Origin of the sequence: Sphingomonas hominis (assembly GCF_013328205.1) — a bacterium.
Taxonomy (GTDB): domain Bacteria; phylum Pseudomonadota; class Alphaproteobacteria; order Sphingomonadales; family Sphingomonadaceae; genus Sphingomonas; species Sphingomonas hominis.
In genome coordinates this window covers 204,863-228,792 of the sequence record NZ_JABULH010000002.1, presented here as the reverse complement: position 1 = coordinate 228,792, position 23,930 = coordinate 204,863, and the positions used below count along the sequence as shown (strand labels likewise).

Annotated in this window: 23 protein-coding genes; 10 read left to right on the top strand and 13 right to left on the bottom strand. The window is 67.8% G+C overall.

Features of this window, described 5'->3' with window-relative positions:
• Positions 1 to 106 precede the first annotated feature (106 nt).
• Both HRV97_RS06160 and HRV97_RS06155 read left to right on the top strand, forming a co-directional pair.
• Positions 107 to 1,570, top strand: a complete 1,464-nt coding sequence (locus HRV97_RS06160; protein WP_174193070.1) for an ATP-binding protein — start codon at positions 107 to 109, stop codon at positions 1,568 to 1,570.
• Entirely contained in the window at positions 1,540 to 2,211 is a 672-nt protein-coding gene (locus HRV97_RS06155) for a hypothetical protein (RefSeq protein WP_174193068.1), read from the top strand. Before HRV97_RS06160 ends, HRV97_RS06155 begins: the two co-directional genes overlap by 31 nt.
• A gap of 17 nt (positions 2,212 to 2,228) precedes the next feature.
• On the opposite strand, the gene HRV97_RS06150 is transcribed toward HRV97_RS06155, so the two are convergent.
• From HRV97_RS06150 to HRV97_RS06140, 3 genes are all read right to left on the bottom strand, one after another.
• The gene (locus HRV97_RS06150) at positions 2,229 to 2,471 is read right to left on the bottom strand and encodes a DUF2312 domain-containing protein (protein ID WP_223176677.1); all 243 of its coding nucleotides are present in this window, start codon (positions 2,469 to 2,471) and stop codon (positions 2,229 to 2,231) included.
• A 147-nt stretch (positions 2,472 to 2,618) separates the two neighbouring features.
• On the bottom strand, positions 2,619 to 3,959 hold the full coding sequence (locus tag HRV97_RS06145) for a metal-dependent hydrolase family protein (RefSeq protein ID WP_281356785.1): 1,341 nt from the start codon (positions 3,957 to 3,959) through the stop codon (positions 2,619 to 2,621).
• 99 nt (positions 3,960 to 4,058) lie between these two features.
• Positions 4,059 to 4,349, bottom strand: a complete 291-nt coding sequence (locus tag HRV97_RS06140) for a DUF1244 domain-containing protein (RefSeq protein WP_174193062.1) — start codon at positions 4,347 to 4,349, stop codon at positions 4,059 to 4,061.
• A 92-nt stretch (positions 4,350 to 4,441) separates the two neighbouring features.
• Here HRV97_RS06140 and pyk point away from each other — a divergent pair, with 92 nt between their 5' ends.
• Entirely contained in the window at positions 4,442 to 5,914 is a 1,473-nt protein-coding gene (gene pyk, locus HRV97_RS06135; RefSeq protein WP_174193060.1) for a pyruvate kinase, read from the top strand.
• 261 nt (positions 5,915 to 6,175) lie between these two features.
• On the opposite strand, the gene queE is transcribed toward pyk, so the two are convergent.
• From queE to HRV97_RS06110, 5 genes are all read right to left on the bottom strand, one after another.
• Complete coding sequence (queE, locus tag HRV97_RS06130) at positions 6,176 to 6,808, bottom strand: 7-carboxy-7-deazaguanine synthase (protein ID WP_174193059.1); 633 nt, start codon at positions 6,806 to 6,808, stop codon at positions 6,176 to 6,178.
• Positions 6,808 to 7,509: a 7-cyano-7-deazaguanine synthase QueC gene (gene queC / locus HRV97_RS06125; RefSeq protein WP_174193058.1), complete on the bottom strand. Its 702-nt coding sequence runs from the start codon at positions 7,507 to 7,509 to the stop codon at positions 6,808 to 6,810. Before queC ends, queE begins: the two co-directional genes overlap by 1 nt.
• A gap of 216 nt (positions 7,510 to 7,725) precedes the next feature.
• Positions 7,726 to 8,637: an Hsp33 family molecular chaperone HslO gene (gene hslO, locus HRV97_RS06120; RefSeq protein WP_174193057.1), complete on the bottom strand. Its 912-nt coding sequence runs from the start codon at positions 8,635 to 8,637 to the stop codon at positions 7,726 to 7,728.
• Positions 8,638 to 8,762: 125 nt separating this feature from the next.
• On the bottom strand, positions 8,763 to 9,680 hold the full coding sequence (gene argF, locus HRV97_RS06115; RefSeq protein WP_174193056.1) for an ornithine carbamoyltransferase: 918 nt from the start codon (positions 9,678 to 9,680) through the stop codon (positions 8,763 to 8,765).
• A 137-nt stretch (positions 9,681 to 9,817) separates the two neighbouring features.
• Positions 9,818 to 10,999: an aspartate aminotransferase family protein gene (locus HRV97_RS06110; protein WP_174193774.1), complete on the bottom strand. Its 1,182-nt coding sequence runs from the start codon at positions 10,997 to 10,999 to the stop codon at positions 9,818 to 9,820.
• Between the two features lie 179 nt (positions 11,000 to 11,178).
• Between HRV97_RS06110 and HRV97_RS06105 the strand changes: the two genes are divergently transcribed.
• Complete coding sequence (locus tag HRV97_RS06105) at positions 11,179 to 12,012, top strand: TIGR00266 family protein (protein WP_174193055.1); 834 nt, start codon at positions 11,179 to 11,181, stop codon at positions 12,010 to 12,012.
• Between the two features lie 99 nt (positions 12,013 to 12,111).
• Here the strand turns inward: HRV97_RS06105 and HRV97_RS06100 are convergent, their stop codons facing one another.
• The gene (locus HRV97_RS06100; RefSeq protein WP_174193054.1) at positions 12,112 to 12,648 is read right to left on the bottom strand and encodes a hypothetical protein; all 537 of its coding nucleotides are present in this window, start codon (positions 12,646 to 12,648) and stop codon (positions 12,112 to 12,114) included.
• Between the two features lie 201 nt (positions 12,649 to 12,849).
• Between HRV97_RS06100 and acnA the strand changes: the two genes are divergently transcribed.
• From acnA to HRV97_RS06085, 3 genes are all read left to right on the top strand, one after another.
• Positions 12,850 to 15,537: an aconitate hydratase AcnA gene (gene acnA / locus HRV97_RS06095; protein WP_174193052.1), complete on the top strand. Its 2,688-nt coding sequence runs from the start codon at positions 12,850 to 12,852 to the stop codon at positions 15,535 to 15,537.
• Between the two features lie 156 nt (positions 15,538 to 15,693).
• On the top strand, positions 15,694 to 15,957 hold the full coding sequence (locus HRV97_RS06090) for an AbrB/MazE/SpoVT family DNA-binding domain-containing protein (RefSeq protein ID WP_174193050.1): 264 nt from the start codon (positions 15,694 to 15,696) through the stop codon (positions 15,955 to 15,957).
• Entirely contained in the window at positions 15,954 to 16,352 is a 399-nt protein-coding gene (locus HRV97_RS06085; protein WP_174193048.1) for a type II toxin-antitoxin system VapC family toxin, read from the top strand. Before HRV97_RS06090 ends, HRV97_RS06085 begins: the two co-directional genes overlap by 4 nt.
• On the opposite strand, the gene HRV97_RS06080 is transcribed toward HRV97_RS06085, so the two are convergent.
• From HRV97_RS06080 to HRV97_RS06065, 4 genes are all read right to left on the bottom strand, one after another.
• Positions 16,349 to 17,752 (bottom strand): amino acid permease, encoded by a 1,404-nt coding sequence (locus HRV97_RS06080; RefSeq protein ID WP_174193046.1) that lies wholly within the window; start codon positions 17,750 to 17,752, stop codon positions 16,349 to 16,351. The genes HRV97_RS06085 and HRV97_RS06080 overlap by 4 nt on opposite strands.
• Before the next feature lie 263 nt (positions 17,753 to 18,015).
• Positions 18,016 to 18,351 (bottom strand): hypothetical protein, encoded by a 336-nt coding sequence (locus HRV97_RS06075; protein ID WP_174193043.1) that lies wholly within the window; start codon positions 18,349 to 18,351, stop codon positions 18,016 to 18,018.
• 117 nt (positions 18,352 to 18,468) lie between these two features.
• Positions 18,469 to 18,900 (bottom strand): CoA-binding protein, encoded by a 432-nt coding sequence (locus HRV97_RS06070; protein ID WP_174193041.1) that lies wholly within the window; start codon positions 18,898 to 18,900, stop codon positions 18,469 to 18,471.
• Between the two features lie 40 nt (positions 18,901 to 18,940).
• Positions 18,941 to 19,885, bottom strand: coding sequence for an Mrp/NBP35 family ATP-binding protein (locus tag HRV97_RS06065; RefSeq protein ID WP_174193039.1), 945 nt, complete (start codon positions 19,883 to 19,885; stop codon positions 18,941 to 18,943).
• A 72-nt stretch (positions 19,886 to 19,957) separates the two neighbouring features.
• Here HRV97_RS06065 and hflK point away from each other — a divergent pair, with 72 nt between their 5' ends.
• The 3 genes from hflK to HRV97_RS06050 all read left to right on the top strand — a co-directional run bounded on the left by hflK (position 19,958) and on the right by HRV97_RS06050 (position 23,688).
• Complete coding sequence (hflK, locus tag HRV97_RS06060) at positions 19,958 to 21,109, top strand: protease modulator HflK (protein ID WP_174193037.1); 1,152 nt, start codon at positions 19,958 to 19,960, stop codon at positions 21,107 to 21,109.
• Positions 21,109 to 21,999, top strand: a complete 891-nt coding sequence (gene hflC / locus HRV97_RS06055; protein ID WP_174193035.1) for a protease modulator HflC — start codon at positions 21,109 to 21,111, stop codon at positions 21,997 to 21,999. Before hflK ends, hflC begins: the two co-directional genes overlap by 1 nt.
• A gap of 150 nt (positions 22,000 to 22,149) precedes the next feature.
• Positions 22,150 to 23,688, top strand: a complete 1,539-nt coding sequence (locus HRV97_RS06050) for a Do family serine endopeptidase (RefSeq protein ID WP_174193773.1) — start codon at positions 22,150 to 22,152, stop codon at positions 23,686 to 23,688.
• Positions 23,689 to 23,930: the final 242 nt, after the last annotated feature.

Genomic DNA, 23,930 nt, shown 5'->3' with positions numbered 1-23,930 from the left:
AACTGAAACGTTGCTCGGCTCTTAGAGCGGGCGGGCGCTGCGCTCAACCGTGGCGGACCGAGTCGCGGCCTTGCTCCCGCCACACGCGCCGGGCACAGGCACCGCCATGACGGTACGCGTGGACATGGGGCTCGACGAGCGTGGCTCGCCGGTCGCGATGGACCTTGAGGAATTGCTGGCGACGCGCTTGCTCGTGCAGGGCAATTCGGGGTCGGGGAAATCGCACCTGCTGCGCCGCCTGCTCGAACGCTCGGCGGGTCAGGTGCAGCAGGTGGTGATCGATCCCGAGGGCGATTTCGTCACGCTTTCGGGTGCTTACGGCCATGTCGCGATCGAGGCGGCGGATTATTCGGTGCCCGAGATCGAGCGCTTTGCGGGCAGGCTGCGCGCGCACCGCACCTCGGTGGTGCTGAGCCTGGAGGGGCTGGAGGCGGAAGGGCAGATGCGCTGCGCCGCCGCTTTCCTGTCGGCGCTGTTCGACGCGCCGCGCGAGCATTGGTACCCGGCGCTCGTCGTCGTCGACGAGGCGCAATTGTTCGCGCCGACCACCGGCGGCGAGGTGGCCGAGGACGTGCGCCGCGCAAGCCTGTCGGCGATGACCAACCTGATGTGCCGCGGGCGCAAGCGCGGGCTCGCCGGGGTCATTGCCACGCAGCGCCTCGCCAAGCTCGCGAAGAACGTCGCCGCTGAGGCGTCCAACTTCCTGATGGGACGCACTTTCCTCGACATCGACATGGCGCGCGCGGCCGATCTGCTCGGTATGGAGCGGCGGCAGGCGGAGGCGATCCGCGACCTGCCGCGCGGCACCTTCATGGCGCTCGGCCCTGCCGTCTCGCGCCGTCCGGTGAGCGTGCGGATCGGCGAGGTCGAAACCTCGGCGCGGTCCTCCAGCCCCAAGCTGGTGCCGCTGCCGAGCGCCAAGCCGCTCGAACTCGCCGACTTGATCATCGAGCCGGTGGTGGACGCGCCCGAGCTGCCGATGGCGCACGTGCCGCGCCCGCGCCGCGTGCCCGCCAACGAGGTGGCGTCCGACCTGTCGCGCAGCCCCGCCGCCAGCGTGGCCGCGACCGCAGGTCCGGAGCGCAGCGAGGACGAGGTGGAGGCGATATACGCCGAGGCGCTGCGCGGCGTTGTGTCAGACCCGGAAGCGTTCGGGCGACCCGCGTCGGTGCTGTTCCAAGATTTTCAGGTCCGCTGCCGCATGGCCGGGCTCGCGCGGCCTGCAATGGACCTGACCGCCTTCACCCGCCGGCTGAGCTGCGCGCGCGCGGGCATCTTCGATGTCGCGGCGGAGGAATGGGCCGACGCGCTGCGCCTAGCGGACACGCTGCCCGAGGACATGATGGGCGCCTTCCTGCTCGTCGCGCGCGCCGCGCGTGAGGGACGGCCGTGCCCGTCGGACGAGGAACTGGCGCACACCTATGGCACCAGCTCGCTCGGGCGCGTGCGCCGGCTGATCGGCTATATCGAGAACCGCGAGCTGTTCGTCAGCCGCGTTGACCTGTCGGGCAAGCGCTCGATCACCATCCCGCACCTTGGATGGACGACCGCTGCGGCGGAAGCGGCGTGAGTGGATCGACTAACATTGATGACGGTGCCACGCACCTTGCGAGGCTGCTGATTGAGGATGTGATTGAGGCTCGCCGAGAGGTCGCGACTGGTGCTTCGCAAGCTGTGCGACGCAATCTTGTCCGGACGACGTTCGCCGCCATTGAGGGATTGGTCTGGCTTGCCCGTGAACACGTGCACGAAGTAGCCGAGAAGATGCACGTACTCACGCCTACAGCGTCAATGGCGTTACGAGAGAAAAGTTACTTCGTCGCAGACAACGGCGAACTGGTGGAGCAAATCCGATTCGTTACTTTGCGCGCCATGATAAGGCTGATCGCCAAACAAACTGCGCTGATCGCTCCTGGTTTCACGCTCATGTATACCCACCCCGGCTGGCAGAAGCTTCAAGAAGCCACTGCCATCCGGAATTGCATCACACATCCTAAAAACGCGTCGGAGCTTATCGTCAATGAACGTATGCTCGCCGATGTCGAGGCCGGATTCACTTGGACAGCGGCAAGCATGGAGCACGTGATTGCCAGCTCTATCGCCAGCTTCCGAGGGCATGTCGAAGAAACCCGTGCCGTAATCAACGCTTTAAAGGGCGGCGACCAGATGACGACTGATGAGTACCAAAGGGCGGCGTCTCAGCCTGACTGACAGACGCCGCAGCGCAATCAGATCATGCCCAGCGCCTGCATGTACACCTCAAGGATCGCTTCCTCTTCCTGATATTCCTCCCGCTTCTTCTTACGAATGGCCATGATCTTCTTCATCGCCTTGCCATCATATCCGCGACTCTTCGCCTCCGAGAAGACGTCCTTGATGTCGTCGGTGATGCCCTTCTTCTCTTCTTCCAGCCGCTCGGCGCGCTCGATCAGCAGCCGCAGCTCGTCCGCCGCCACCTGACCGCCGCCCATGCCCTCGCCCCGCTCTTCAGCCATGTGTTCGTTCCTTGAAAGAATAGGCCGCGCGCCCTGCCGCGCGAGTGCGCAGCGGGGTTCGGCCGGTTAACCCTGATGGGTGTGGGCGCGGCGTCTAAGCGACCGGGCGCGCCCACTCAAGCGTTAGTCGATGACCGGTTTCGCGATCTGTCCGCGATGCATCACGAAGTCGACCCGCTCCAACCGGCGGACGTCCTCGATCGGCGAGCCGGTGACCGCGATTACGTCGGCGCGCTTGCCCGGCTCCAGCGTGCCAATGTCGTCGCGGCCGAGCAGGTCGGCGGCCGCCACCGTCGCGCTCGCGATCGCCTGCGCGGGCGTCATGCCGAGGTCGATCAGATAAGCGAACTCGGTTGCGTTGTCGCCGTGCTTGGAGACGCCCGAATCGGTGCCGAACGCGAACTTGACGCCCGCCGCCCACGCCTTCTTGTGGTTGGCGTGCATCGCCGCCGCCGCGGCCTCGGCCTTGGGGATCGTCGCGGGCGGCAGCGCGCCCGAGCGTGCCTGCGCGAGGGCGGCGACCGGCGCGATCTCGGTCGGAACCAGATAGGCGCCCTTCGTCTTGAACAGCCGGATCGTCTCGTCGTCCAGATAGCTCGCGTGCTCGATCGAATCGCAGCCCGCCTCAAGCGCGGCCTTGGTTCCTTCGGCGGCGTGGCTGTGCGCGGTCGCCTTGCGCCCCAGCGCGTGCGCGGTCTCGACGATCGCGCGCATCTCCTCGGGCGTCATCGCGCGGCCGAGGCCGCCTGAGACGTTCGACAGCACGCCGCCAGTCGCGGCGAACTTGATCACCTGTGCGCCCAATCCGACCTGCTTGCGCACCGCGCGGCGGCAATCGTCGGGGCCGTCGCACACGTTGATCTGATGCGCGTGGACCGCATCGGCGAAGCTTTCGGCCAAGCCATTGGTGCCGTCGCCGTGCCCGCCGGTCACCGAGATCATCGTGCCCGCGTTGACGATCGTCGGTCCTTCGACGTCGCCGCGCTCCACCGCCTCGCGCAGTGCGCGAAGCCCACGCGGGCTGCCGCCGAGATCGCGCACGGTGGTGAAGCCCGCCGCCAACGTCCGCTTCGCATTGGCGAGCGCGACCATCATGTCGTCCGCCTCGTCCTGCGTCGCCTCGGCAAGGCGCGCGCGCATCGGATCGCCGCCGATTCCCCACAGGTGGACGTGCATGTCGGTGAGGCCTGGCAGCACGAAACGGCGCGACAAATCGACCAGCTTCGCACCCGCGGGCGGGGCGACGAAGCCGTCGCGCACCTCGACCACGCGACCGTCGCGGACGATGATCGTGCTGTTCCCGCGCGGCGGCCGACCGGGGCGGTCGAGCAACTGCCCGGCGTGGATGTAGGTGACAGCGGTTGCCGAAGTGGCCGCGGGCGGCGACGCGGGGGGCGTCGCGGGCGCTTGCGCCAACACGGGCGCGGCGAGAACCAGCGCGAGCGCGCTACCGACGAACTTCAACAATGGCCTTCTCCCCTGTCGCGCGCCTGCCCCGGCGCGCGCTGTTGCCGGCAACGTGACCGATGATGCCGGCGGCGACAAGAGGTTAGCGGCTCGGTGTCAGGCGTTCTTCTTCATGCTTTCCGCCATGCGGTCGAGCTGCTCAGGCGTCGCGTCCGACTGATGGTTCGCTTTCCATTCGGCGTAGGGCATGCCGTAGATCGTCTCGCGCGCGTCCTCCTTGCTCATCCCCGACGCTTCCTGCGTCCAGTCGGATAGGCAATTGCGGCAGAAGCCGGCGAGCCCCATCAGGTCGACGTTCTGCGTGTCCGTACGGTGCCGCAGGTGGCGCACCAGCCGGCGGAAAGCGGCGGCGGCGGCCGCGTCGTCTAGCGTGTCGAGCCGGTCCATGTGTCACTCCGTTGACGCGGTTGCGCGTCTAGTAGGTTGATCAGCCGCGGTTAGCGGTTAAGGCACGCACGCGCAAAGCAGGAAGCCTCCCCATGACCCACTCCTTCGCCCCCCGCTCGCGGAAGGTCCGCGTCCTCGCGACCCTCGGCCCGGCGAGCAACACGCCCGAGATGATCGCGAAGCTGTTCCAGGCCGGCGCCGACGCGTTCCGCATCAACATGAGCCACGGCGATCAGGCGTCGAAGATCGACGTGATCAAGGCGATCCGCCTGCTGGAACAGGAATTCGATCGCCCTTCCACCATCCTCGCCGATTTGCAGGGGCCGAAGCTGCGCGTCGGGCGCTTCGCGGAAGGGCGCGTCGTGCTGGAAACGGGCAGCACCTTCGTGCTCGACCACGACGCGACGCCGGGCGACGCCACCCGCGTGCAATTGCCGCACCCCGAGATCTTCGCTGCGATGGAGACGGGCGCGCGGCTGCTGCTCGACGACGGCAAGCTGGTGCTGCGCGTGGTGGAATGCGACGCCGATCGGCTGGTGACGCAGGTCGAGGTCGGCGGCCCCTTGAGCAACAACAAGGGGCTGAACGTGCCCGACGTGGTGGTGCCGATGGCGGCGCTGACCGCCAAGGACCGCAGCGACCTCGCCTTCGCGATCGACCAGGGTGTCGACTGGATCGCGCTGTCGTTCGTGCAGCGCCCCGAAGATCTGTGGGAAGCGCGCAAGCTGATCGAGGGCAAGGCAGCGCTGCTCGCCAAGATCGAGAAGCCCGCCGCGATCGAGCGGTTGGAGGAGATCGTCGAGGCGTGCGACGGCGTGATGGTCGCGCGCGGTGACCTGGGCGTCGAGCTGCCGCCGCAGTCGGTGCCGCCGCTGCAGAAGCGCATCGTCGAGACCTCGCGCCGCTTGGGTCGCCCCGTCGTTGTCGCGACGCAGATGCTCGAATCGATGATCGTCAGCCCGTCACCGACCCGCGCCGAGGTGTCGGACGTCGCCACCGCGATCTACGACGGCGCCGACGCGATCATGCTGTCGGCGGAGAGCGCGGCGGGCCAGTGGCCGGTCGAATCGGTGTCGATGATGAATGCGATCGGCGACGCGGTGGAGCGCGATCCGATGCACGGCGACCGTATCCACTTCACGGTGACGAGGCCGGACCCCACCACCGCCGACGCGCTGGCGGAAGCGGCAAAGAACATCGCCGAGACGGTGTCGGTGTCCGCGATCATCTGCTTCACCACCTCGGGCTCGACCGCCCGGCGGATCGCGCGCGAGCGGCCGGGCGTGCCGATTCTGGTGCTGACCCCGCAGCTGGAAACCGCGCGGCGCCTGGGGCTCCTATGGGGCACGCACAACGTTCACACACGCGACGTCGCCTCGTTCGAGGAGATGGTCGCCAAGGCCAAGCGCATCGCGCTGCGCCAGGGTGTCGCCAAGGCGGGCGACAGCGTGATCGTGATGGCGGGCGTGCCGTTCCGCACGCCGGGGTCGACCAACGTGCTCCACGTGGTGCGGATCACCGGCGACGAGTTGAAGAATTACGAGGCGGAGAAGGCCGCGCGGTAACCGCCTTACCTCCCTCCCCATTCTTCTCCCCTCCCTAGAAGGGAGGGGTCGGGGGTGGGTAGGATGGTTACGGCACACGGCGGCAGCTCGAGAGGCTACCCATCCCCAGCCCCTCCCTTTCAGGGAGGGGAGCTTAGTTCGGCAGCCAAATCACGCCGCGCTCACCACGCGACGCCTTCACCCCGGACCTGATCCGGGGTCCCGCTTCTTTTCCGACGTTTGAAGCAGCACGTGCCCGGCGCAGTGCCGCGACGACGAAGGCTAGCGCAGCCCCAGCGCCTTGTGCGTCTGGAGCGACAGCCGCCAGCGCGGGCGCTCCATCACCAGCGCGATCGCCGCGTCGACGTTCGCCTGCCCCCGCGCGTCGTCCATCGGTTGCAGCAGCAGGTGGCAGAAATCCCAGCTTTCCATCGCTTCGACATCGCTGCCCGGCTGCGGCCAGACGAGCTTCAACTCGTCGCCCGAGCGCTGCACCGTCTCGCTGCCCGCCTTGGGGCTGATGCACACCCAGTCGATGCCGGGGTGAACGGGGAGCGTTCCGTTGCTCTCGATCGCGATCTCGAACCCCGCAGCGTGCAGCGCGTCGACCAGCGCGTCGTCGACCTGCAACATCGGCTCGCCCCCGGTCAGCACGACAAAGCGGCGCTCGGGCGTCGGCCCCCAGAAGCCTGCCACCGCGGCGACCAGCGCCTCGGCGTCGGCGAACTTGCCCCCGCCAGCGCCGTCGGTGCCGACGAAATCGGTGTCGCAGAAACGGCAGATCGCGCGCGCGCGGTCCTGCTCGCGTCCGGTCCACAAATTGCACCCGGCGAAGCGCACGAACACCGCGCGCCGCCCGGCCTGTACGCCCTCGCCCTGGAGCGTCAGGAACATCTCTTTAACGGCGTAGCTCATCAGGGCGCCGGCGGGGTCACCGCGTAATCGGTCGGATCGGCGACGCCCGCATCCTCGAACCCCTTGTGGCGCAGCCGGCACGAATCGCACAGCCCGCAATGCTGCTCCGCTGGGGTCGGGTCGTAGCACGACCAGCTCAGCCCCATGTCGAGCCCGAGCCGCGCACCCTCGCGCACGATGTCGGCCTTGGTCATGTGTTGCAGCGGCGCGTGGATGCGGAACGGCTCGCCCTCGACGCCCGCCTTGGTGGCGAGCTCAGCCAGCCGCTCGAACCCGGCGATGAACTCGGGCCGGCAGTCGGGATAGCCCGAGTAATCGAGCGCGTTGACGCCGACGAACAGGTCGCGCCCGCCAGCGGCCTCGGCCCAGCCGAGCGCGAGGCTCAGGAAGATCGTATTGCGCGCCGGCACGTAGGTGACGGGGATCGCGCTCTCGTCGACGCCGTCCTTGGGCACCGCGATGCTCGCGTCGGTCAGCGCCGAGCCGCCGAACGCCGACAGGTCGAGCGGCAGCACGACGTGGCGCGCCGCCCCGACCGCTTTCGCGACGCGCGCGGCGGCGGCGAGTTCGACCCGGTGGCGCTGGCTATAGTCGACCGAGAGCGCGAGCACCGGATAGCCCGCCTCGCGCGCCAACGCGGCGGAGACCATCGAGTCGAGCCCGCCGGAGACGAGGACGACCGCAGGGGTTTGCTGTGTCATGATCCGCGCGCCGCTAGGAGAATCGGTCGCGATGCGCAACCCTTTGACATGATTGACGGCAGGGCTTGGCGCGCCAGACACCAAAAGGGCCGCCCCGTCGAGCGGCCCAGGGTTGGCTCGGGAGAGCCGCTTTCTTGGGAGAAAACATACTCGCCTTAGACGAGTACGGAAGCGGACCTACCCCGATTTCCTTACCACAACCTTAACGTGGAGCACTCACGCCGCTACCTCGTCGGCGCGCAGCGGAAAGACGGTGGCGCAGAACGCGCAATCGACCGCGATCACGCCGTGCTCGTCCGCCATCTCAAGCCGATCGGCGAGCGGGAACTTGCCCAGCACCGATCGGATATGCTCGGGCGTGCAGCGGCACCCGCGCGAGATCGTGGCGTGGTCGAGCACGCGCACCTCGCTCTCCTCGTTGAACAAGCGCCACACCAACGTCTCGAGCGGCACAGTCGCGTCGGCGAGCTCGTCCGCGCCCATCGTGCTGCCGAGTGCCGCGACATGCTCCCATTCGGGATGGTCGAGCCGCACGTGCAACCGCTCGCGCCCCAGCTCGCCCTCGGGCAGATGCTGGAGTAACAACCCGCCCGCCACCGTGCGCCCGTCCGCGCCCTTCCGCACGCCGACGCGCAGCAAGGTCGGGATCTGCTCCGACTGAAAGAAATAGCTCTGCGCCGCGTCCGCGATCGTCTCGCCGTCGAGCGGCACGATCCCCTGGTAACGTTCGCCGGTGCTGGCGAGGTCGAACGTGATCGCCAGATAACCCTGCCCGAACAACGCGAACAGGCTCGGCTCCTCGCCCACATCCGCTAGTTTCTCGGCATCGAACTGGACGTAGCCGCGCAGCTCGCCGCCGCGATAGTCGCACACCATCAGCGTCACGACGCCATTCTGCGTCTGCGTCTGCATCGTCAATTGCCCGCTCGGGTCCTTGAGCGTCGAGCCGATCAGCGCGGTCAGCGTCAGCGCTTCGGCGAGCAGGCGCTCGATCACCGGGGGATAGGCGTGCGCGGCGAGGATCGTGTCGAGCGTCGGCCCGAGCCGCATCACGCGCCCGCGCGCGTGCCGGTCGGGAATCGCGAAACCGAGCGCGCGGTCGAGGTCGGCGTTTATCTGGTCGGTCAAGATCGGCGGCTCCGTCAGCGGATCGACAGCAACCGGCACAGCGCGAGGGCGGCGCAACGAGCCAGCATGTCGTGGAATGCCTCCTATTTGGGAGGCGATCCGCCGACGATCAACCGATCAACCGATCAGCCGATCTGGCCGAAGCACCAGCGCAGGACCGCCTTCTGCGCGTGCAGCCGGTTCTCCGCCTCCGCCCAGATCAGCGACTGCGCGCCGTCGATCACGTCCGGTGTCACCTCTTCGCCGCGGTGAGCGGGCAGGCAGTGGAGGAACTTCGCGTCGGGTTTGGCGTGCGCCATCAGCGCGGCATCGACCTGATAGGGCATCATCGCGGCGAGCTTCGCATCGGCCTGCGCCTGCCCCATCGAGATCCAGGTATCGGTGACGACGATGTCCGCGCCCTCGACTGCCTCGCGTGGGTCGGCGACGACGCGTGCACGTCCCGATGCGCGGGTAATCGCCTCCTCCTCCGGCTGGAACCCCTGCGGGCAGGCAGCGACGACGTCGAAGTGCATCAGCCCCGCGGCTTCCACGATCGAGGCGAGCACGTTATTGCCGTCACCCAGCCACGCGACCTTGAGGCCGGGCAGCGACTTGCCGCTCTCGATGATCGTGAGCAGGTCCGCCATGATCTGGCACGGGTGCGACGCGTCGGTCAGCCCGTTGATGACGGGGACGCTCGCGTAATGCGCCATCTCCTCGACCTTGGCATGGTCGTCGGTGCGGATCATGATCGCGTCGACATATCCCGAGAGCACGCGCGCGGTGTCGGCGACCGTCTCGCCGCGACCGAGCTGCATCTGCCCCGCCTCCATCACGATCGACTTCCCGCCGAGCTGGCGGATCGCCATGTCAAACGACACGCGCGTGCGGGTGGAATTCTTCTCGAAGATCATCGCGAGCACGCGCCCCGAGAGCGGCGCGTCGGCGTCGACCTTGCCCTTGGGCCAGCCGGCGCGGGCTTGCTTGCGGGTCAATGCGTCGTCGAGCATCGCCGCGATCGCGTCGGCGCCGGCATTGGACAGGTTCAGGAAATGGCGCATCACTTTATCCTCCCCGCTGCGCGGGGAGGGGGACCAGCGAAGCTGGTGGAGGGGCATCGCCCCAACACGCTCCGCTCAACCCCCCTCCACCATGCTGCGCATGGTCCCCCTCCCCACGAGTGGGGAGGATACTTGGGTCAATCGTCGGCGGCCGGCACGAACACGCGCGCGCCGTCGCTCAGCTTGCTGACGAACTCGTCGATATGCGGCTCCTCAATGATCAGCGGCGGCAGGATGCGCACGACATTCTCGCCCGCCGACACCAGCAGCAGCCCGTGACGGTCGCGCAGATGCGCCACGAACTGCCGCGCGTCAGCCTCGGGCTTGAGCTTGACGCCCGTCATCAGCCCGATCCCGCGCAGGCCCGGCTCGAACAAATGATCGTGGTTGGGGATCATCTGCTCCAAGGCCGCGCGCAACCGCTCGCCCATTTCGGTCACGTGATCGAGGAACCCCTCGCCCTGGATCACGCCCAGCACCGCCTCGCCCGCCGCCATCGCTAGCGGGTTGCCGCCATAGGTCGAGCCGTGGGTCCCGAACACCATCCCCTTCGCGGCTTCCGCGGTCGCGAGGCACGCGCCGAGCGGAAAGCCGCCGCCGATCCCCTTCGCAACCGACATGATGTCGGGGGTGATACCGTAATGCTCGTACGCCCACATCTTGCCCGTGCGCCCATAACCGCACTGCACCTCGTCGAGCACCAGCAGGAGTCCGTGCTCGTCGGCCGCGCGGCGCAAGCCCTGGATGAACTCAGGTGTCGCCGCCGACACCCCGCCCTCGCCCTGGATCGTCTCCACCATGAACCCGGCGGTGTGGTCGTCGACCAGCGCGAGCGCCGCGTCCAGATCGTTGAACGGCGCATAAGCGAAGCCCGGCAGCAGCGGCTCGAACCCATCGCGCATCTTCGCCTGGTTGGTCGCGCTGATCGCGCCCATCGTGCGGCCGTGGAACGCGTTGTTGAACGTGATCAGCGTGTGGCGCTCGGGGTTGCCGTTCGCGAAATGGTAGCGGCGCGCGGTCTTGATCGCGCACTCGACCGCCTCGGTGCCCGAGTTGGTGAAGAACAACGTGTCGGCGAACGACGCGTCGACCAGTTTCTGCGCGAACGCCTCGCCCTGCGGGCTGCCGTACAGGTTCGACACGTGCATCAGCGTCGCGGCCTGATCCGCGATCGCCTTGGTCAGCGCCGGATGCGCGTGGCCGAGCGCGTTGACCGCGATCCCGCTCGCGAAGTCGAGATACTGCTCGCCGCGCTCGCCGTAGAGGTACACCCCCTCGCCTCGCACCGGTCGCACGTCGCACCGCGGGTAGACGGGCATCAATGCGGGTATGGAAGCGGACACAGGAGCTTCTCCTCGTTCAAACAGCAAGGGCGACCAACGCGGTCGCCCGAATGCGTCTAATACTGGGTGAGTTACCGGCGAATCAACCCGGCTCCACGTTGCGCCACCGCTGTGGCACGTCTATAACACACCGTCAGTGAAGAAGGAGCCGTTCCATGCCCAACAGTCCCTGGTCGCACATGCGTCGTGACGGCATCGCCGACGACGTCGATTTCGAGATCAAGGGTCAGGAGCTGCAATTCGTCGAGATCGAGCTCGACCCCGGTGAAAGCGCGGTCGCGGAGGCCGGCGCGATGGTGTGGAAGGACGCGAGCATCGCAATGACCACCGTGTTCGGCGACGGTAGTTCGTCGGGCTCTGGCGCCGGCTTCATGGGCGCGCTGCTCGGCGCGGGCAAACGGCTGGTGACGGGCGAGAGCCTGTTCACCACCGTGTTCACGCATCAGGGATCGGGCAAGGCGCGCGTCGCCTTTGCCTCGCCGACGCCGGGCTCGATCCTGCCGCTGCGCCTGGCCGACCTGGGCGGCACATTGATCTGCCAGAAGGACAGCTTCCTCGCCGCCGCCAAGGGCGTGCAGATCGGCGTCGCATTTCAGCGCCGCGTGATGACCGGGCTGTTCGGCGGCGAGGGCTTCGTGATGCAGCGATTGGACGGCGACGGTTGGGTGTTCGTCCAGATGGGCGGCACGGTGGTGAAACGCGAGCTGCGCGCGGGCGAGGAACTCCACGTCGATACCGGCTGCCTCGCCGCCTATACGCCGTCGGTCGACTTCGACCTGGTGACGGTCGGCGGCGTCCGCACGATGTTCACCGGCGGCGAGGGCGCGTTCTTCGCGCGGCTGCGTGGGCCCGGCACTGTTTGGATCCAGTCGCTGCCGTTCGCGCGGCTCGCCGGGCGGATGCTCCAGGCCGCGGGCGGACGCGGCGGCAATCGCGGCGAGGGATCGGTGCTCGGCGGGCTGGGCGACTGGGTCGGCGGCAACGACTGACGCGGGATTGAGCCTACCCTCCCCAACTCACCCGTCACCCCGGACTTGATCCGGGGCCCCGCTTCTACTCACGGCCGATCCGACACAGACACGCCAACCTCACCGCGCCTCGCGCCAAGCGGCGAGCCCCGCGTTATACGCTTCCTGCGCGCGGCGGCGGGTGCGTTCGAGGTCGGCGAGCGCCTGCTCGTGCCGCTCGGTCGCTTCACGCCGCTCACGATCGAGCGCGGCCTGCCGCGCGGCCAGACCGCGCTGCACCTTGCGCCAGTCGCGCTCGGCGGCATCGACCGCATCCTGCGCGGCGTCGAGCGCGTCACGCGATGGTTTCGGCGCAGGCTTCGCCGCCGGATCAGCCTCGGCCGCTCGCGCCTTCGCCGCGCGCTTCGGCTTGGGCGCGTCGGCCGGCAGCGCCGCAAATTGCTCCGCCGCGCTGCCGCGCGACCGCTTGATCACCTCGCCCGGGTGCGCGAGCGGTTCCTTCATCAGCGCAGGGTCGGTCACCTCCTCCGCCGCGCCGTGCGCGAACAGGTCCCGTTCCGCGCCCCAGGCGGCGAGCGCGGCTTTGCGGCTCGGCGCGGCGACATAGGCGTCGTGGAACCCTGCCGCCGTGCGGAATACCTTCAACTTGCGCGCCATCGTGCCCGCCCCTTCCCCGTTCGCGCGCCACAACGCCCGCAGAAACAAAAAGGCGCACACCCTACCCCTTTTCGCACCCGCGAAGCGCTGCTATCGCCCGCGGCGACCTTATATTCAGGCCAACCATCAGGCTATCGTCGGCGCCCGCGCGGGTCTTCCCCGCCTCCCCGAGCCCGCCGGTGCAACAGCAAAGGACGCCCCATGACCGCGATCGGCCACGACACGCTGAAGGCCCGCAAGACGCTCACCGCCGGCGGCAAGAGCTACGATTACTTCTCGCTCGACGTGGCCGCCGCCAAGTACGGCGACGTCAGCCGCCTGCCCTTCTCGCTGAAGGTGCTGCTCGAGAACATGCTGCGCTTCGAGGACGGCGTGACCGTGACCGAGGCCGATATCCAGGCGCTGGTCGATTGGCAGAAGAACCCGAACTCGCCCGACCGCGAGATCCAGTATCGCCCCGCGCGCGTGCTGATGCAGGATTTCACCGGCGTGCCCTGCGTTGTTGATCTGGCGGCCATGCGCGACGCGATCACCAAGCTCGGCGGCAACCCGGCGAAGATCAACCCGCAGGTCCCCGTCCACCTCGTCATCGACCACTCGGTGATGGTCGACGAGTTCGGCACGCCCAAGGCGTTCGACGACAACGTCGAGCTGGAATATCAGCGCAACGGCGAGCGTTACGAGTTCCTGAAGTGGGGATCGAAGGCGCTCGACAATTTCAAGGTCGTGCCGCCGGGCACCGGCATCTGCCACCAGGTGAACCTCGAATACGTCAGCCAGGCGATCTGGTCGTCGACCGAGAGCGGCGACCATGCGCAGGGCGAAACCGCGATTGCCTATCCCGACACGCTCGTCGGCACCGACAGCCACACCACGATGGTCAATGGTCTGGGCGTACTCGGCTGGGGCGTCGGCGGGATCGAGGCGGAGGCCGCGATGCTCGGCCAGCCGGTGTCGATGCTGATCCCCGAGGTCGTCGGCTTCAAGCTGACCGGCCAGCTTCGCGAGGGCATCACCGCGACCGACCTCGTGCTGACCGTCACGCAGATGCTGCGCAAGAAGGGCGTCGTCGGCCGCTTCGTCGAATTTTACGGCCCCGGTCTCGACCAGATGACGCTCGCCGACCGCGCGACGATCGCCAACATGGCGCCTGAGTACGGCGCGACCTGCGGCTTCTTCCCCGTCGACGACAAGACGCTCGACTATATGCGCCTGACCGCGCGCTCGGAAGAGACGGTCGCGCTGACCGAGGCGTACGCCAAGGCGAACGGCTTCTGGCGCGCCGCCGATGCGCCCGATCCGATCTTCACCGACACCCTCGAGCTCGACATGGGCTCGGTCGTCCCCAGCCTCGCGGGTCCGAAGCGCCCGCAGGACAAGGTCAGCCTCGACAGCGTCGACGAGGTGTTCAACGGCGACCTGCACAAAATCTACCACAAGGAGCGCCCGGCGCGCGTGGCGGTCGACGATCGCGACCACGACATCGGCGACGGCGACGTGGTGATCGCGGCGATCACCAGCTGCACCAACACCTCCAACCCCTCGGTGCTGGTCGCCGCCGGCCTCGTCGCGCGCAAGGCACGCGAGAAGGGCCTGACGCCGAAGCCGTGGGTCAAGACCTCGCTCGCCCCCGGCAGCCAGGTCGTCACCGACTATCTCGACAAGGCCGGCCTCTCGGCCGACCTCGACGCGATGGGGTTCAACCTCGTCGGCTACGGCTGCACCACCTGCATCGGCAACTCGGGTCCGCTCGCGGCACCCATCAGCAAGGCGATCAACGAGAACGATCTTGTCGCGGCGTCGGTGCTGTCGGGCAACCGCAACTTCGAGGGTCGCGTGAGCCCGGACGTGCGCGCGAACTTCCTGGCCAGCCCGCCGCTCGTCGTCGCCTATGCGCTGAAGGGCACCGTCACCACCGACATGAACGAGACGCCGATCGGTGAAGGCACCGACGGCCCGGTGTATTTGAAGGACATCTGGCCGACCAACCAGGAGGTCGCCGACCTCATGGCCGCCAACATCGACGACAACATGTTCCGCTCGCGCTACGGCAACGTCTATGCCGGCGACACCAAGTGGCAGGGCATCTCGGTCGAGGGGACCGACACCTACGCCTGGCCGCCGGCATCGACCTACATCGCCAACCCGCCTTATTTCGAGGGCATGGAGATGACGCCGAAGCCGATCACCGACATCATCGAGGCGAAGCCGCTCGCGATCCTGGGCGATTCGATCACCACCGACCACATTTCGCCGGCAGGCTCGATCAAGGCCGACAGCCCGGCGGGCAAGTGGTTGCAGGAGCGCCAGGTCAGCCGCGGCGACTTCAACAGCTACGGTGCGCGTCGTGGCAACGACAACGTGATGGTGCGCGGCACCTTCGCGAACATCCGCATCAAGAACGAGATGGTACCCGGCGTCGAGGGCGGCATGAGCCGCTACGACGGCGAGATCATGCCGATCTACGACGCAGCGATGCGCCACAAGGCCGATGGCACGCCGCTGGTGGTGGTCGCGGGCAAGGAATATGGCACCGGCTCGTCGCGCGACTGGGCGGCGAAGGGCACCAATCTGCTCGGCGTCCGCGCGGTGATCGCCGAAAGCTTCGAGCGTATCCACCGCTCGAACCTGGTCGGCATGGGCGTGCTGCCGCTCCAGTTCGCTGCCGGCACCGACCGCTCGACGCTGAACCTGACCGGCGACGAGACCTTCACGATCGAGAATGTCGCGGGTCTGCGCCCGCGTCAGGACGTGACCGTCAAGCTGACCCGCGCCGACGGCTCGCAGGAGACGTTCCAGGCACGCTGCCGGATCGATACGGTAAACGAGCTGGAGTATTTCCTAAACGGCGGCATTCTCCAGTACGTGCTGCGCAAGCTCGCCGCCTAATCGGCGCTGAGGACTGAGTGACAAGGGAGCCCGCGTCGTGACGAGCGACGCGGGCATTTCGTATCTACCCGTCATCCTGGCCGTGAGCCGGGATCCCGCTTCTTCTCTCTCGCAAGCAACGTTGCAGGTAAGGCAATCCTGCCTTACCTTCCCGCCATGACCACGCTGACGATTACCGCCAAGGGCCAGATCACGCTCAAGAAGGAGTTGCTCCAGCATCTCGCGCTCCACCCCGGCGACAAGGTGGAGGTGACCCCTGCACCAGGCGGTCGCCTGACGCTCGCACCGCAGCGGCGCGCCCGCACCGGACGCATAGAGGACGCCATTGGTGTTCTGCATCGTCCCGGACAGAAGCCGCTGTCGATCGAAGAGATGAACGAGGTAATTGCACGTGGGTGGGCTGGCGAACTCGACCTTTGAAAGTCGCAGTCGACACCAACATTCTCGTAAGGATTCTGGCCGCCGATGATGCGGTCCAATTGGCCGCTGCTTTGCGCCTCTTAACAGCGGCAGAGTTGATTGCGCTGCCGATCGTGGCCCTCGCTGAAACGGTGTGGGTATTACGCAGCCGTTTCAAGTGGAGCGGCACAGAGGTAGCTGCCGCGCTGCGCCTCTTACTGGATGATCCGCGCGTGCAGGCCGAGTGGCCGCTAGTCGAGGCGGGGCTCGCGCTGCTGGAGCGCGGCGGCGACTTCGCCGATGCGGTGATCGAGGCAGACGGGCGCCGCCTCGGCGCGGAGACGCTCGTCACCTTCGACGAACAGGCGGCGCGGCTACTCACTGAGGCGGGCGCCTCCGTCATCCGCCCGGCCTAGCCGAGCATCGCACTCGCGCGGCGGCGGCCCCAGGCGAAATAGAGCACCAGCCCGGCGGCGTTCCACAGCACGAAGTATAGCTGCGTCCGGCTCGGCAGGCTGGAGAACAGGTACAGGCAGCCGAGCACCCCGATGATCCCGACCGGCCACGCCGCGGGGGTGCGGAACGTCCGCGGCGCATCAGGCGCGCGCCGGCGCATCACCAGCATCGCCACGCAGACCGCGATGAACGCCGCCAGCGTGCCCGCATTCGCCAGCGCCGCGATCGCGTCGATCGGCATCACGCCCGCGATGATCGCGACCAACACCGCTGTCATCACGGTGATCCGCACGGGCGTGCCACGCGCCGACACCTTGGCGAGCGCCTGCGGCAGCAACCCGTCGCGCGCCATCACGAAGAAGATACGGCTCTGCCCGAACAGGAACCCGAGCAGCACCGTCGGCAGCGCGATCACCGCGCTGACCGCGAGGAATGTCGCGAAGCCTGGCCGCCCGATACCCCGCAGGATTAGCGCGAGCGGCTCGGGGCTGTCGGCGAAGCGCGTGAACGACAATGCGCCAACGGCGGCGACCGCGACCAACATGTAGATCACCACGCACGCCACCATCGATCCGACGATCCCGATCGCCAGATCGCGCCCCGGATTCTTCGTCTCCTCCGCCGCGGTCGAGATCGCGTCGAAACCGTAGAAGGCGAAGAAGATGATCGCCGCCGCCGCCATCACGCCGCGCTCCACCCCGTCCGGCGACACCGACTTGGCGAAGCCGAACGGCATGAACGGTTGCAGGTTCGCGCCGTCGAAATGCGGCAGCGCGACCGCGACGAAGACGGCCAGCGCGATCAGCTTGATCACCACCAGCACCGCGTTGAGCGTCGCGCTCTCCTTCGTGCCCAGGCTGAGCAAACCCGCGACCACCGCGATGATGAAGATCGCGGGCACGTTGACCAATCCGCCCAATTCCGGCCCCTGCGTCAACGCGACCGGGAAACCGAGCGGTGTGAGCAGCGGCGCGGCATAGCCCGACCAGCCGACCGCGACCGTCGAGACCACCAGCGAATATTCGAGGATCAGCGACCAGCCGATCACCCTGGCGATCACCTCGCCCAGCACGACGTAGCTGTAGGTGTACGCACTGCCCGAGGTGGGGATCATCGTCGCCATCTCGGCATAAGCGAGCGCGGCGCAGGCACAGATCGCGCCCGCAATGACGAAGCTCAGGATCACCGACGGCCCCGCACGATCCACGCCGACGCCGATCAGCGTCAGGATGCCGGTGCCCACGATCGCCCCGACGCCGAGCGCGACCAGATGCGGCCACGACAAGGTCCGCGCGAGCACGTGGCCGTGCGCGTTCGGCGCGGGCGGCGCCATCGGCTTGCGGCGGAAAAGACTGGACATGCGGCAACCCCCGTTCGTGTTTGCGGAGGATCGTAACAGATGCGACCGCTCGCGAAAGGGCCGGCCGAACGGATGCCACCGGCAAGTCGAGACAAGCGCTGCAACACCCATCCCTATCGTCACCCCGGACTTGATCCGGGGTCCCGCTTGCTCTCACGGATGCCACCAGCAGGATCGCGGCGTCATAGCTCCCGGATCAGCGCGGGTCGCAAATGCCCCGCAGCGACCCACCGGAAGCCGCGGCCGCAGCGATCACCGACCCGTTACTTAGCCAGTTCGCGCGACTTGTAGCCGCCGACGCCGTTCCGCGTGCTTACACTCACGCCCACGTGTCCGCCGCCGACCAGAAAGGGGCTCAGATCGTCGATCGGCGTGGTGCGATGAAGCATCGCCTCGCGCTCGAACGGCACGTCATCGGTGCGGTTGCCGTTCGCGCCGCCGACGAACGGTACGCGGAAGCGATCGGCGTGACGCCGCCCGCACACGGTGACGTCGGTCGCATCGGGATCGATCACGCAGCGATGCTCCGCCGCGGTGCGGGCCCGGTAGGTCGCCATCGCGTCATCGGCACCGGCGAGCATCAGCATGAGAATGATCATGGTCCGGCAGCGTGCGCCGGCCTCAAGGATGCGGCAAGTGGGGGTGTAAGAAACAACAGCCGACCGCGTCGCTGGCCGGGCGCGAGCGGCAGTGAAGCCGCGCGCCGCCCGCCGCGGCTATTTCTCGATCCGCGCCACGCCCAGCCGAGGCAGGTCGATCGCGGGGCAGCGGTCCATCACCACCTTGAGCCCGGCGGCCTCGGCACGCGCCGCCGCGCGCTGGTCGATCACGCCCAATTGCATCCAGATCGACTTGGCACCGATCGCGATCGCCTGATCCACCACCTCGCCGACCGCGTCGGAGCGGCGGAAGATGTCGACCATGTCGATCGGGTCACCGAGCTGCCCGAGTTCGCGAAACACATATTCGCCGTGGACGTGCTCGCCGGTGATCTGCGGATTGACCGGGATGGTACGATAACCGTGGTCCTGCAGCGTCTTCATCACGCGGAACGACGGGCGGTCCGGCCGGTCGGACGCGCCGACCACCGCGATCGTGCGCGTTTCCTCCAGCAGGGCCTTGATGTCGGCGTCACTCGTCAGCGGCATGGGCGAACTCCTTTGCGCGAACGAACGCCCCGCCCCCGCCTCAGTTGCGCTGCAACCAGTCCGCCACCTGCGCCGCGATACCCGCGAATACGCGGTCGTCCTCACCCGCCGCGGGCGGCTGCCCGGCGTCCGAGGCGGTGCGGATCGCGATGTCGAGCGGCACGCGCCCGAGGAATGGGATGCCGCCTGCGCGCGCGGTCGCCTCCGCGCCGCCGTTGCCGAACGGATCGGACACCTCGCCGCAATGCGGGCAGACGTAGCCCGCCATGTTCTCGACCAGCCCGATGATCGGCACGCCCGCCTTGTCGAACAGGTCGATCGCGCGGCGCGCGTCGATCAGCGCCAGGTCCTGCGGTGTCGAGACGATCACCGCGCCCGCCGGGCGGTGCTTCTGCACCATCGTCAACTGCACGTCGCCAGTGCCCGGCGGCAGATCGACCACCAACGTGTCGGCGATCCCCCATTCGGCGTCGACCATCTGCCCCAGCGCGCCCGCCGTCATCGGCCCTCGCCACGCGAGCGCCCGGCCGGGCTCGACCAACTGCCCCATCGACAACAGCGGCACACCGTACGGTGTCTGCACGGGGATCAGCACCTTGTCGCGCGCTTCCGGGCGCGTGCCCTCCACGGCCATCAGCCGCGGCTGCGAGGGGCCGTAGATGTCAGCGTCGACCAGCCCGACGCGCCGGCCTCCACGCGCCAGCGCAATCGCGAGGTTCGCCGATAGCGTCGACTTGCCCACCCCGCCCTTGCCGCTCGCTACCGCGATCAGCCGGCGGGTCGGGCGCTCGGCGGTGACGACGACGCGCAGCTCCGCGCCGGGCACGCTCGCCGCCATCCGCACACTCGCCTCCAGCGCATCGCGCGCCCGGTTGTCGAGCCCGCTCGCGTCCACCACCACGCCGATCCGCTGACCGTCTATGCGGACCGTCGCGCGCGTTCCCGCAACCGCAGCAACCGCGCCCTTCACCTGTTCTTCGTCCATGGACGCGCAGCGTTACGCCCGTGACGGCCGCTTGCCACTGTTTTTCGCGCGCGCGGCTCCTATAAAGATAGCATGACGACCTTGCCGCGCCCGTTCTGGCGCCCTCGCCGCCCCCACATCCTGTCCGCCGACAACAATAGCCCGTGGGGCAGCGGAGGCGGCGACAATGGCGATGGCAAAGGCGACAAGAGCGGCCCGCGCAACCCGTGGTCGGTTCCCCCCGGCGGCGGCAACACGAGCGGTGGCAACAAGCCGACCGCGCTCGACGAATTCCTGAAACGCGCGCGCGGCTCGACCGGCGGCGGTGGCGGCGGCGGGCGTGGTCCGCAACTGCCGATCGGCGCCAACGCCCGCAATCTGTGGTTGCTCGGCGTCGGGTTGCTGGTGCTGCTGTGGGTCCTGTTCACCTCGATCCACCAGATCGGCCCGCAGCAGCGCGGCGTGGTGACCTTCTTTGGCCGTTATTCCGGCATGCTCGAACCGGGCATCCGCCTGACGCTGCCGACCCCGCTGACGCGCGTCACCAAGGTCGACGTCGAGCAGGTCCGCACCGACGAATTTCCCGGCGAGGGCGGCGAGAACGTGCTGACGGGCGACCAGAACATCATCGACCTGGCTTACACGGTGCGCTGGCGCGTGTCCGATCCGCGCAACTACGTGTTCGAGATCAAGGACCCGCAGGAAACCGTGCGCGCCACCGCCGAGAGCGCGATGCGCGCGGTGCTGGCCACCACGACGCTCGAACAGGCGATCGGTGCCGGCCGCACCAACATCGAGGCGCGCGTGACCCAAGCGATGCAGGAAATCCTCGACAGCTACCAGGCTGGCGTCCGCATCCAGGGCGTCTCGATCAAGCAGGCGTCCGCACCGGCGAGCCTGATCGACGATTTTAACGCGGTCACCGCCGCGCAGCAGGAAGCGGTCGGCAACCTCAACAACGCGCGCTCCTACGCGCAACAGGTGATCGCGCGCGCGCAGGGCGAGGCCGCGTCGTTCGACAAGGTGTACGAGCAATATCGCTTGGCGCCCGAAGTGACGCGCCGCCGCATGTACTACGAGACCATGGAGGCCGTGCTGGCCAATACCGACAAGACGATCGTGGAGCCGAACGGCGTGACCCCGTACCTGCCGCTCGACCGCACGCGCCGCCTGCGTGAGCCGGGCGAGGAAGCGGCCGCGGCGACGCCCACCCTGGCACCCGCGCCGCAGGAGGGTGCCCGCTGATGCCCCGCATCCTCCAAAATCCCGTCGCCGCCGGTTTCGCCGCGCTGATCGCGGTCATTGTCGCCGCCGCCACCTTCGCGATCGTGCCCGAAACGCAACAGGCGGTGGTGCTCAGGCTCAACAATCCGGTCGGCGGCGTCATCAACAAATACGTGCCCGGCCAGGTGATCGGTAATACCGGCGCAGGCGTGATCGCGCGCGTACCGTTCATCGACAAGATCGTGTGGATCGACAAGCGCGTGCTCGATGCCGATCTCGACAACACGCTGGTGCTGTCGACCGATCAGTTGCGGTTGAACGTTGATGCCTTCGCGCGCTTTCGCATCGTCGACCCGCTTCGCGCGGTGACCTCGACCGGCAGCACGTCGAACACCGAAGAGCGCGTGGCGGACCAGTTGCGCCCGCTGCTCGGCACTGCGCTTCGCAACGAACTGGGCAAGGTGCCCTTCTCCAGCCTGCTCAGCCCCGAGCGTGGCCGGGTGATGGATGCGATCCAGGCATCGCTCCAGCGTGACGCGCGGCAATATGGTGCCGAAATCGTCGATGTGCGGATCAAGCATGCCGACCTGCCCGACGGCAGCCCGCTCGAAAGCGCGCTCCAGCGGATGCGCACCGCGCGGCAGCAGGAGGCGAACACGATCCGCGCGCAGGGTCAGAAGCAGGCGCAGATCGTCCGGGCCGAGAGCGATGCGCAGGCCGCGCGCATCTACGCCGACGCGTTCAGCAAGGATGCCGATTTCTACGACTTCTACCGCGCGATGCAGTCGTACCGTCACACCTTCGGCGCCGACGGCGGGCCTGATCCCAAGGGTTCGACCAACATCATCATGAGCCCGGGCAATTCCTATCTGCGCGAGTTCGAAGGTCGTGGTCGCGCAGCGGGGCGTTGAGGCAAGAATAAAGGGGTGATCGGCCTTGAGCGAACGGGGCCGATCGATGTTGTGGAGCGTTCATATTCAAACGCCGTTCATCGCATGCCCGGCATGACTGAGCGGTATTTCCTCCCTTTGTAGATGGATGATCGAGAGGACATGAAGAAAGTGCGTTACGCCTACGCCCTCACCGGCGCGCTTCTCCTCGGCGGAACCGCGGCGTCGCTGACCCTGCAGAACCCCGCCATCGCGCAAACCGCGCAGAACGAACCCGGCGCGATCAGCGCGCAGGCACCGCGCGCCGGCGCACCGATGAGCTTCGCCGACATGGTGGCGAAGCTGCAACCCGCGGTGGTCAACATCTCCACCACGCAGAAGGTGACGGTGCAGCGGCAGGCGAACCCGTTCTCGGGCACGCCGTTCGGCGAATTGTTCAACCAGTTCGGCGGCGGTCAGGGTGGTCAGGGCGGCGCACCGGTCACGCGCGAGGGCCAGTCGCTCGGCTCCGGCTTCCTGATCTCATCCGACGGTTACGTTGTCACCAACAACCACGTCATCGCTCCCGCCGGGCGCGGCGCGACCGTTGAGTCGATCACCGTCACCTTGCAGGATCGCAAGGAATATACCGCCAAGCTGATCGGGCGCGATCCGACTTCCGACTTGGCGCTGCTCAAGATCACGTCACCGACTGCGCTGCCGTTCGTGAGGTTCGGCGACTCGGCGCGGTCGCGCGTCGGCGACTGGGTGGTCGCGATCGGCCAGCCGTTCGGGTTAGGGGGCACCGTGACCGCGGGCATCATCTCGGCGGTGCACCGTTCGACCGGCAACGGTCCGTTCGACAGCTTCATCCAGACCGACGCTGCGATCAACCAGGGTAACTCTGGCGGCCCGATGTTCGATCTGAACGGTAACGTGATCGGCATCAACAGCCAGATCTACTCGCAGTCGGGCGGCAATATCGGCATCGGCTTCGCGATCCCCGCATCCGAGGCGCGTCCGATCATCGACACGCTGATGAAGGGTCAGTCGGTCAAGCGCGGTTACCTGGGCGTCAGCATCCAGCCGGTGACCGACGACATTGCCGCCGCACTCGGCCTGCAGAAGAACGTCGGTGAGATCATCGGCCGGGTCGAGCCGGGCGGTCCGGGCGCCAAGGCCGGCCTGCGCGCGGGTGACGTCGTGACCGCGGTCGGCGGCACGCCCGTTACCCCGGACAAGACCTTGTCCTACCTCGTCGCCAACACGACGCCGGGCACCTCCACCCGCCTCGACGTAATCCGCGACGGGCGCCCGACGACGCTCAATGCGACGGTGACCGTACGCCCGGCGGACGATCAGCTCGCCGCGCTGACCGGCAACGGCGGCGACGACAATGACGGCATCCCCGACGACGACACGCCCGCCGCGCCCGCGGCAAGCTCGCTCGGCGTGACGGTGCAGCCGCTCACCCCGCAGATCGCGCGGTCAATCGGCGTCGACTCGACCGTGCAGGGTGTGGTGGTCGCCGCGACCGATCCGTCGTCGGATGCGGCGCAGAAGCTCAAGCGCGGCGACGTGATCTCGGCGGTCAACTCGACCCCGGTCCGCACCGCCGCCGATGTAGCGCGCGCGGTCGCTGCGGCAAAGGCCGCCAACCGCCCGCAGGTGCTGCTCCAGATCACCCGCCAGCGCACCAGCGGCGTCTTCATCCCGGTGAAGATCAAGTAAGGCGCGCTTTCTGGCCGGAACATGAGGGCCGTCGCGGAGCGATCCGCGGCGGCCTTGTTCGTTCACGATGTCGACGAACGACAAGTGGGCTTGCGGATCTTCTGGGCCGTCACGATTCTGTGTCCCGTCAATTCGGCCTTGACCCGGGACCCCGCTTCTTCCTGCTCCCCTCCCTGGCAAGGGAGGGGTCGGGGGTGGGTAGTCTCGACGCGAAGCATCACCTCGCCGCGCCACCCACCCCC

Bases quoted from the DNA above. Each gene is read 5' to 3' on its own strand.
- queE (WP_174193059.1), bottom strand. From the start codon at position 6,808: ATGAGCTACGCCGTTAAAGAGATGTTCCTGACGCTCCAGGGCGAGGGC.
- HRV97_RS06075 (WP_174193043.1), bottom strand. From the start codon at position 18,351: ATGATCATTCTCATGCTGATGCTCGCCGGTGCCGATGACGCGATGGCG.
- HRV97_RS06090 (WP_174193050.1), top strand. From the start codon at position 15,694: ATGACCACGCTGACGATTACCGCCAAGGGCCAGATCACGCTCAAGAAG.
- HRV97_RS06080 (WP_174193046.1), bottom strand. From the start codon at position 17,752: ATGTCCAGTCTTTTCCGCCGCAAGCCGATGGCGCCGCCCGCGCCGAAC.
- HRV97_RS06140 (WP_174193062.1), bottom strand. From the start codon at position 4,349: ATGGACCGGCTCGACACGCTAGACGACGCGGCCGCCGCCGCCGCTTTC.
- HRV97_RS06160 (WP_174193070.1), top strand. From the start codon at position 107: ATGACGGTACGCGTGGACATGGGGCTCGACGAGCGTGGCTCGCCGGTC.
- HRV97_RS06065 (WP_174193039.1), bottom strand. From the start codon at position 19,885: ATGGACGAAGAACAGGTGAAGGGCGCGGTTGCTGCGGTTGCGGGAACG.
- pyk (WP_174193060.1), top strand. From the start codon at position 4,442: ATGACCCACTCCTTCGCCCCCCGCTCGCGGAAGGTCCGCGTCCTCGCG.
- HRV97_RS06105 (WP_174193055.1), top strand. From the start codon at position 11,179: ATGCCCAACAGTCCCTGGTCGCACATGCGTCGTGACGGCATCGCCGAC.
- HRV97_RS06155 (WP_174193068.1), top strand. From the start codon at position 1,540: ATGGACGACCGCTGCGGCGGAAGCGGCGTGAGTGGATCGACTAACATT.
- HRV97_RS06150 (WP_223176677.1), bottom strand. From the start codon at position 2,471: ATGGGCGGCGGTCAGGTGGCGGCGGACGAGCTGCGGCTGCTGATCGAG.
- HRV97_RS06100 (WP_174193054.1), bottom strand. From the start codon at position 12,648: ATGGCGCGCAAGTTGAAGGTATTCCGCACGGCGGCAGGGTTCCACGAC.
- acnA (WP_174193052.1), top strand. From the start codon at position 12,850: ATGACCGCGATCGGCCACGACACGCTGAAGGCCCGCAAGACGCTCACC.
- queC (WP_174193058.1), bottom strand. From the start codon at position 7,509: ATGACACAGCAAACCCCTGCGGTCGTCCTCGTCTCCGGCGGGCTCGAC.
- hflK (WP_174193037.1), top strand. From the start codon at position 19,958: ATGACGACCTTGCCGCGCCCGTTCTGGCGCCCTCGCCGCCCCCACATC.
- argF (WP_174193056.1), bottom strand. From the start codon at position 9,680: ATGCGCCATTTCCTGAACCTGTCCAATGCCGGCGCCGACGCGATCGCG.
- HRV97_RS06070 (WP_174193041.1), bottom strand. From the start codon at position 18,900: ATGCCGCTGACGAGTGACGCCGACATCAAGGCCCTGCTGGAGGAAACG.
- HRV97_RS06110 (WP_174193774.1), bottom strand. From the start codon at position 10,999: ATGCCCGTCTACCCGCGGTGCGACGTGCGACCGGTGCGAGGCGAGGGG.
- hflC (WP_174193035.1), top strand. From the start codon at position 21,109: ATGCCCCGCATCCTCCAAAATCCCGTCGCCGCCGGTTTCGCCGCGCTG.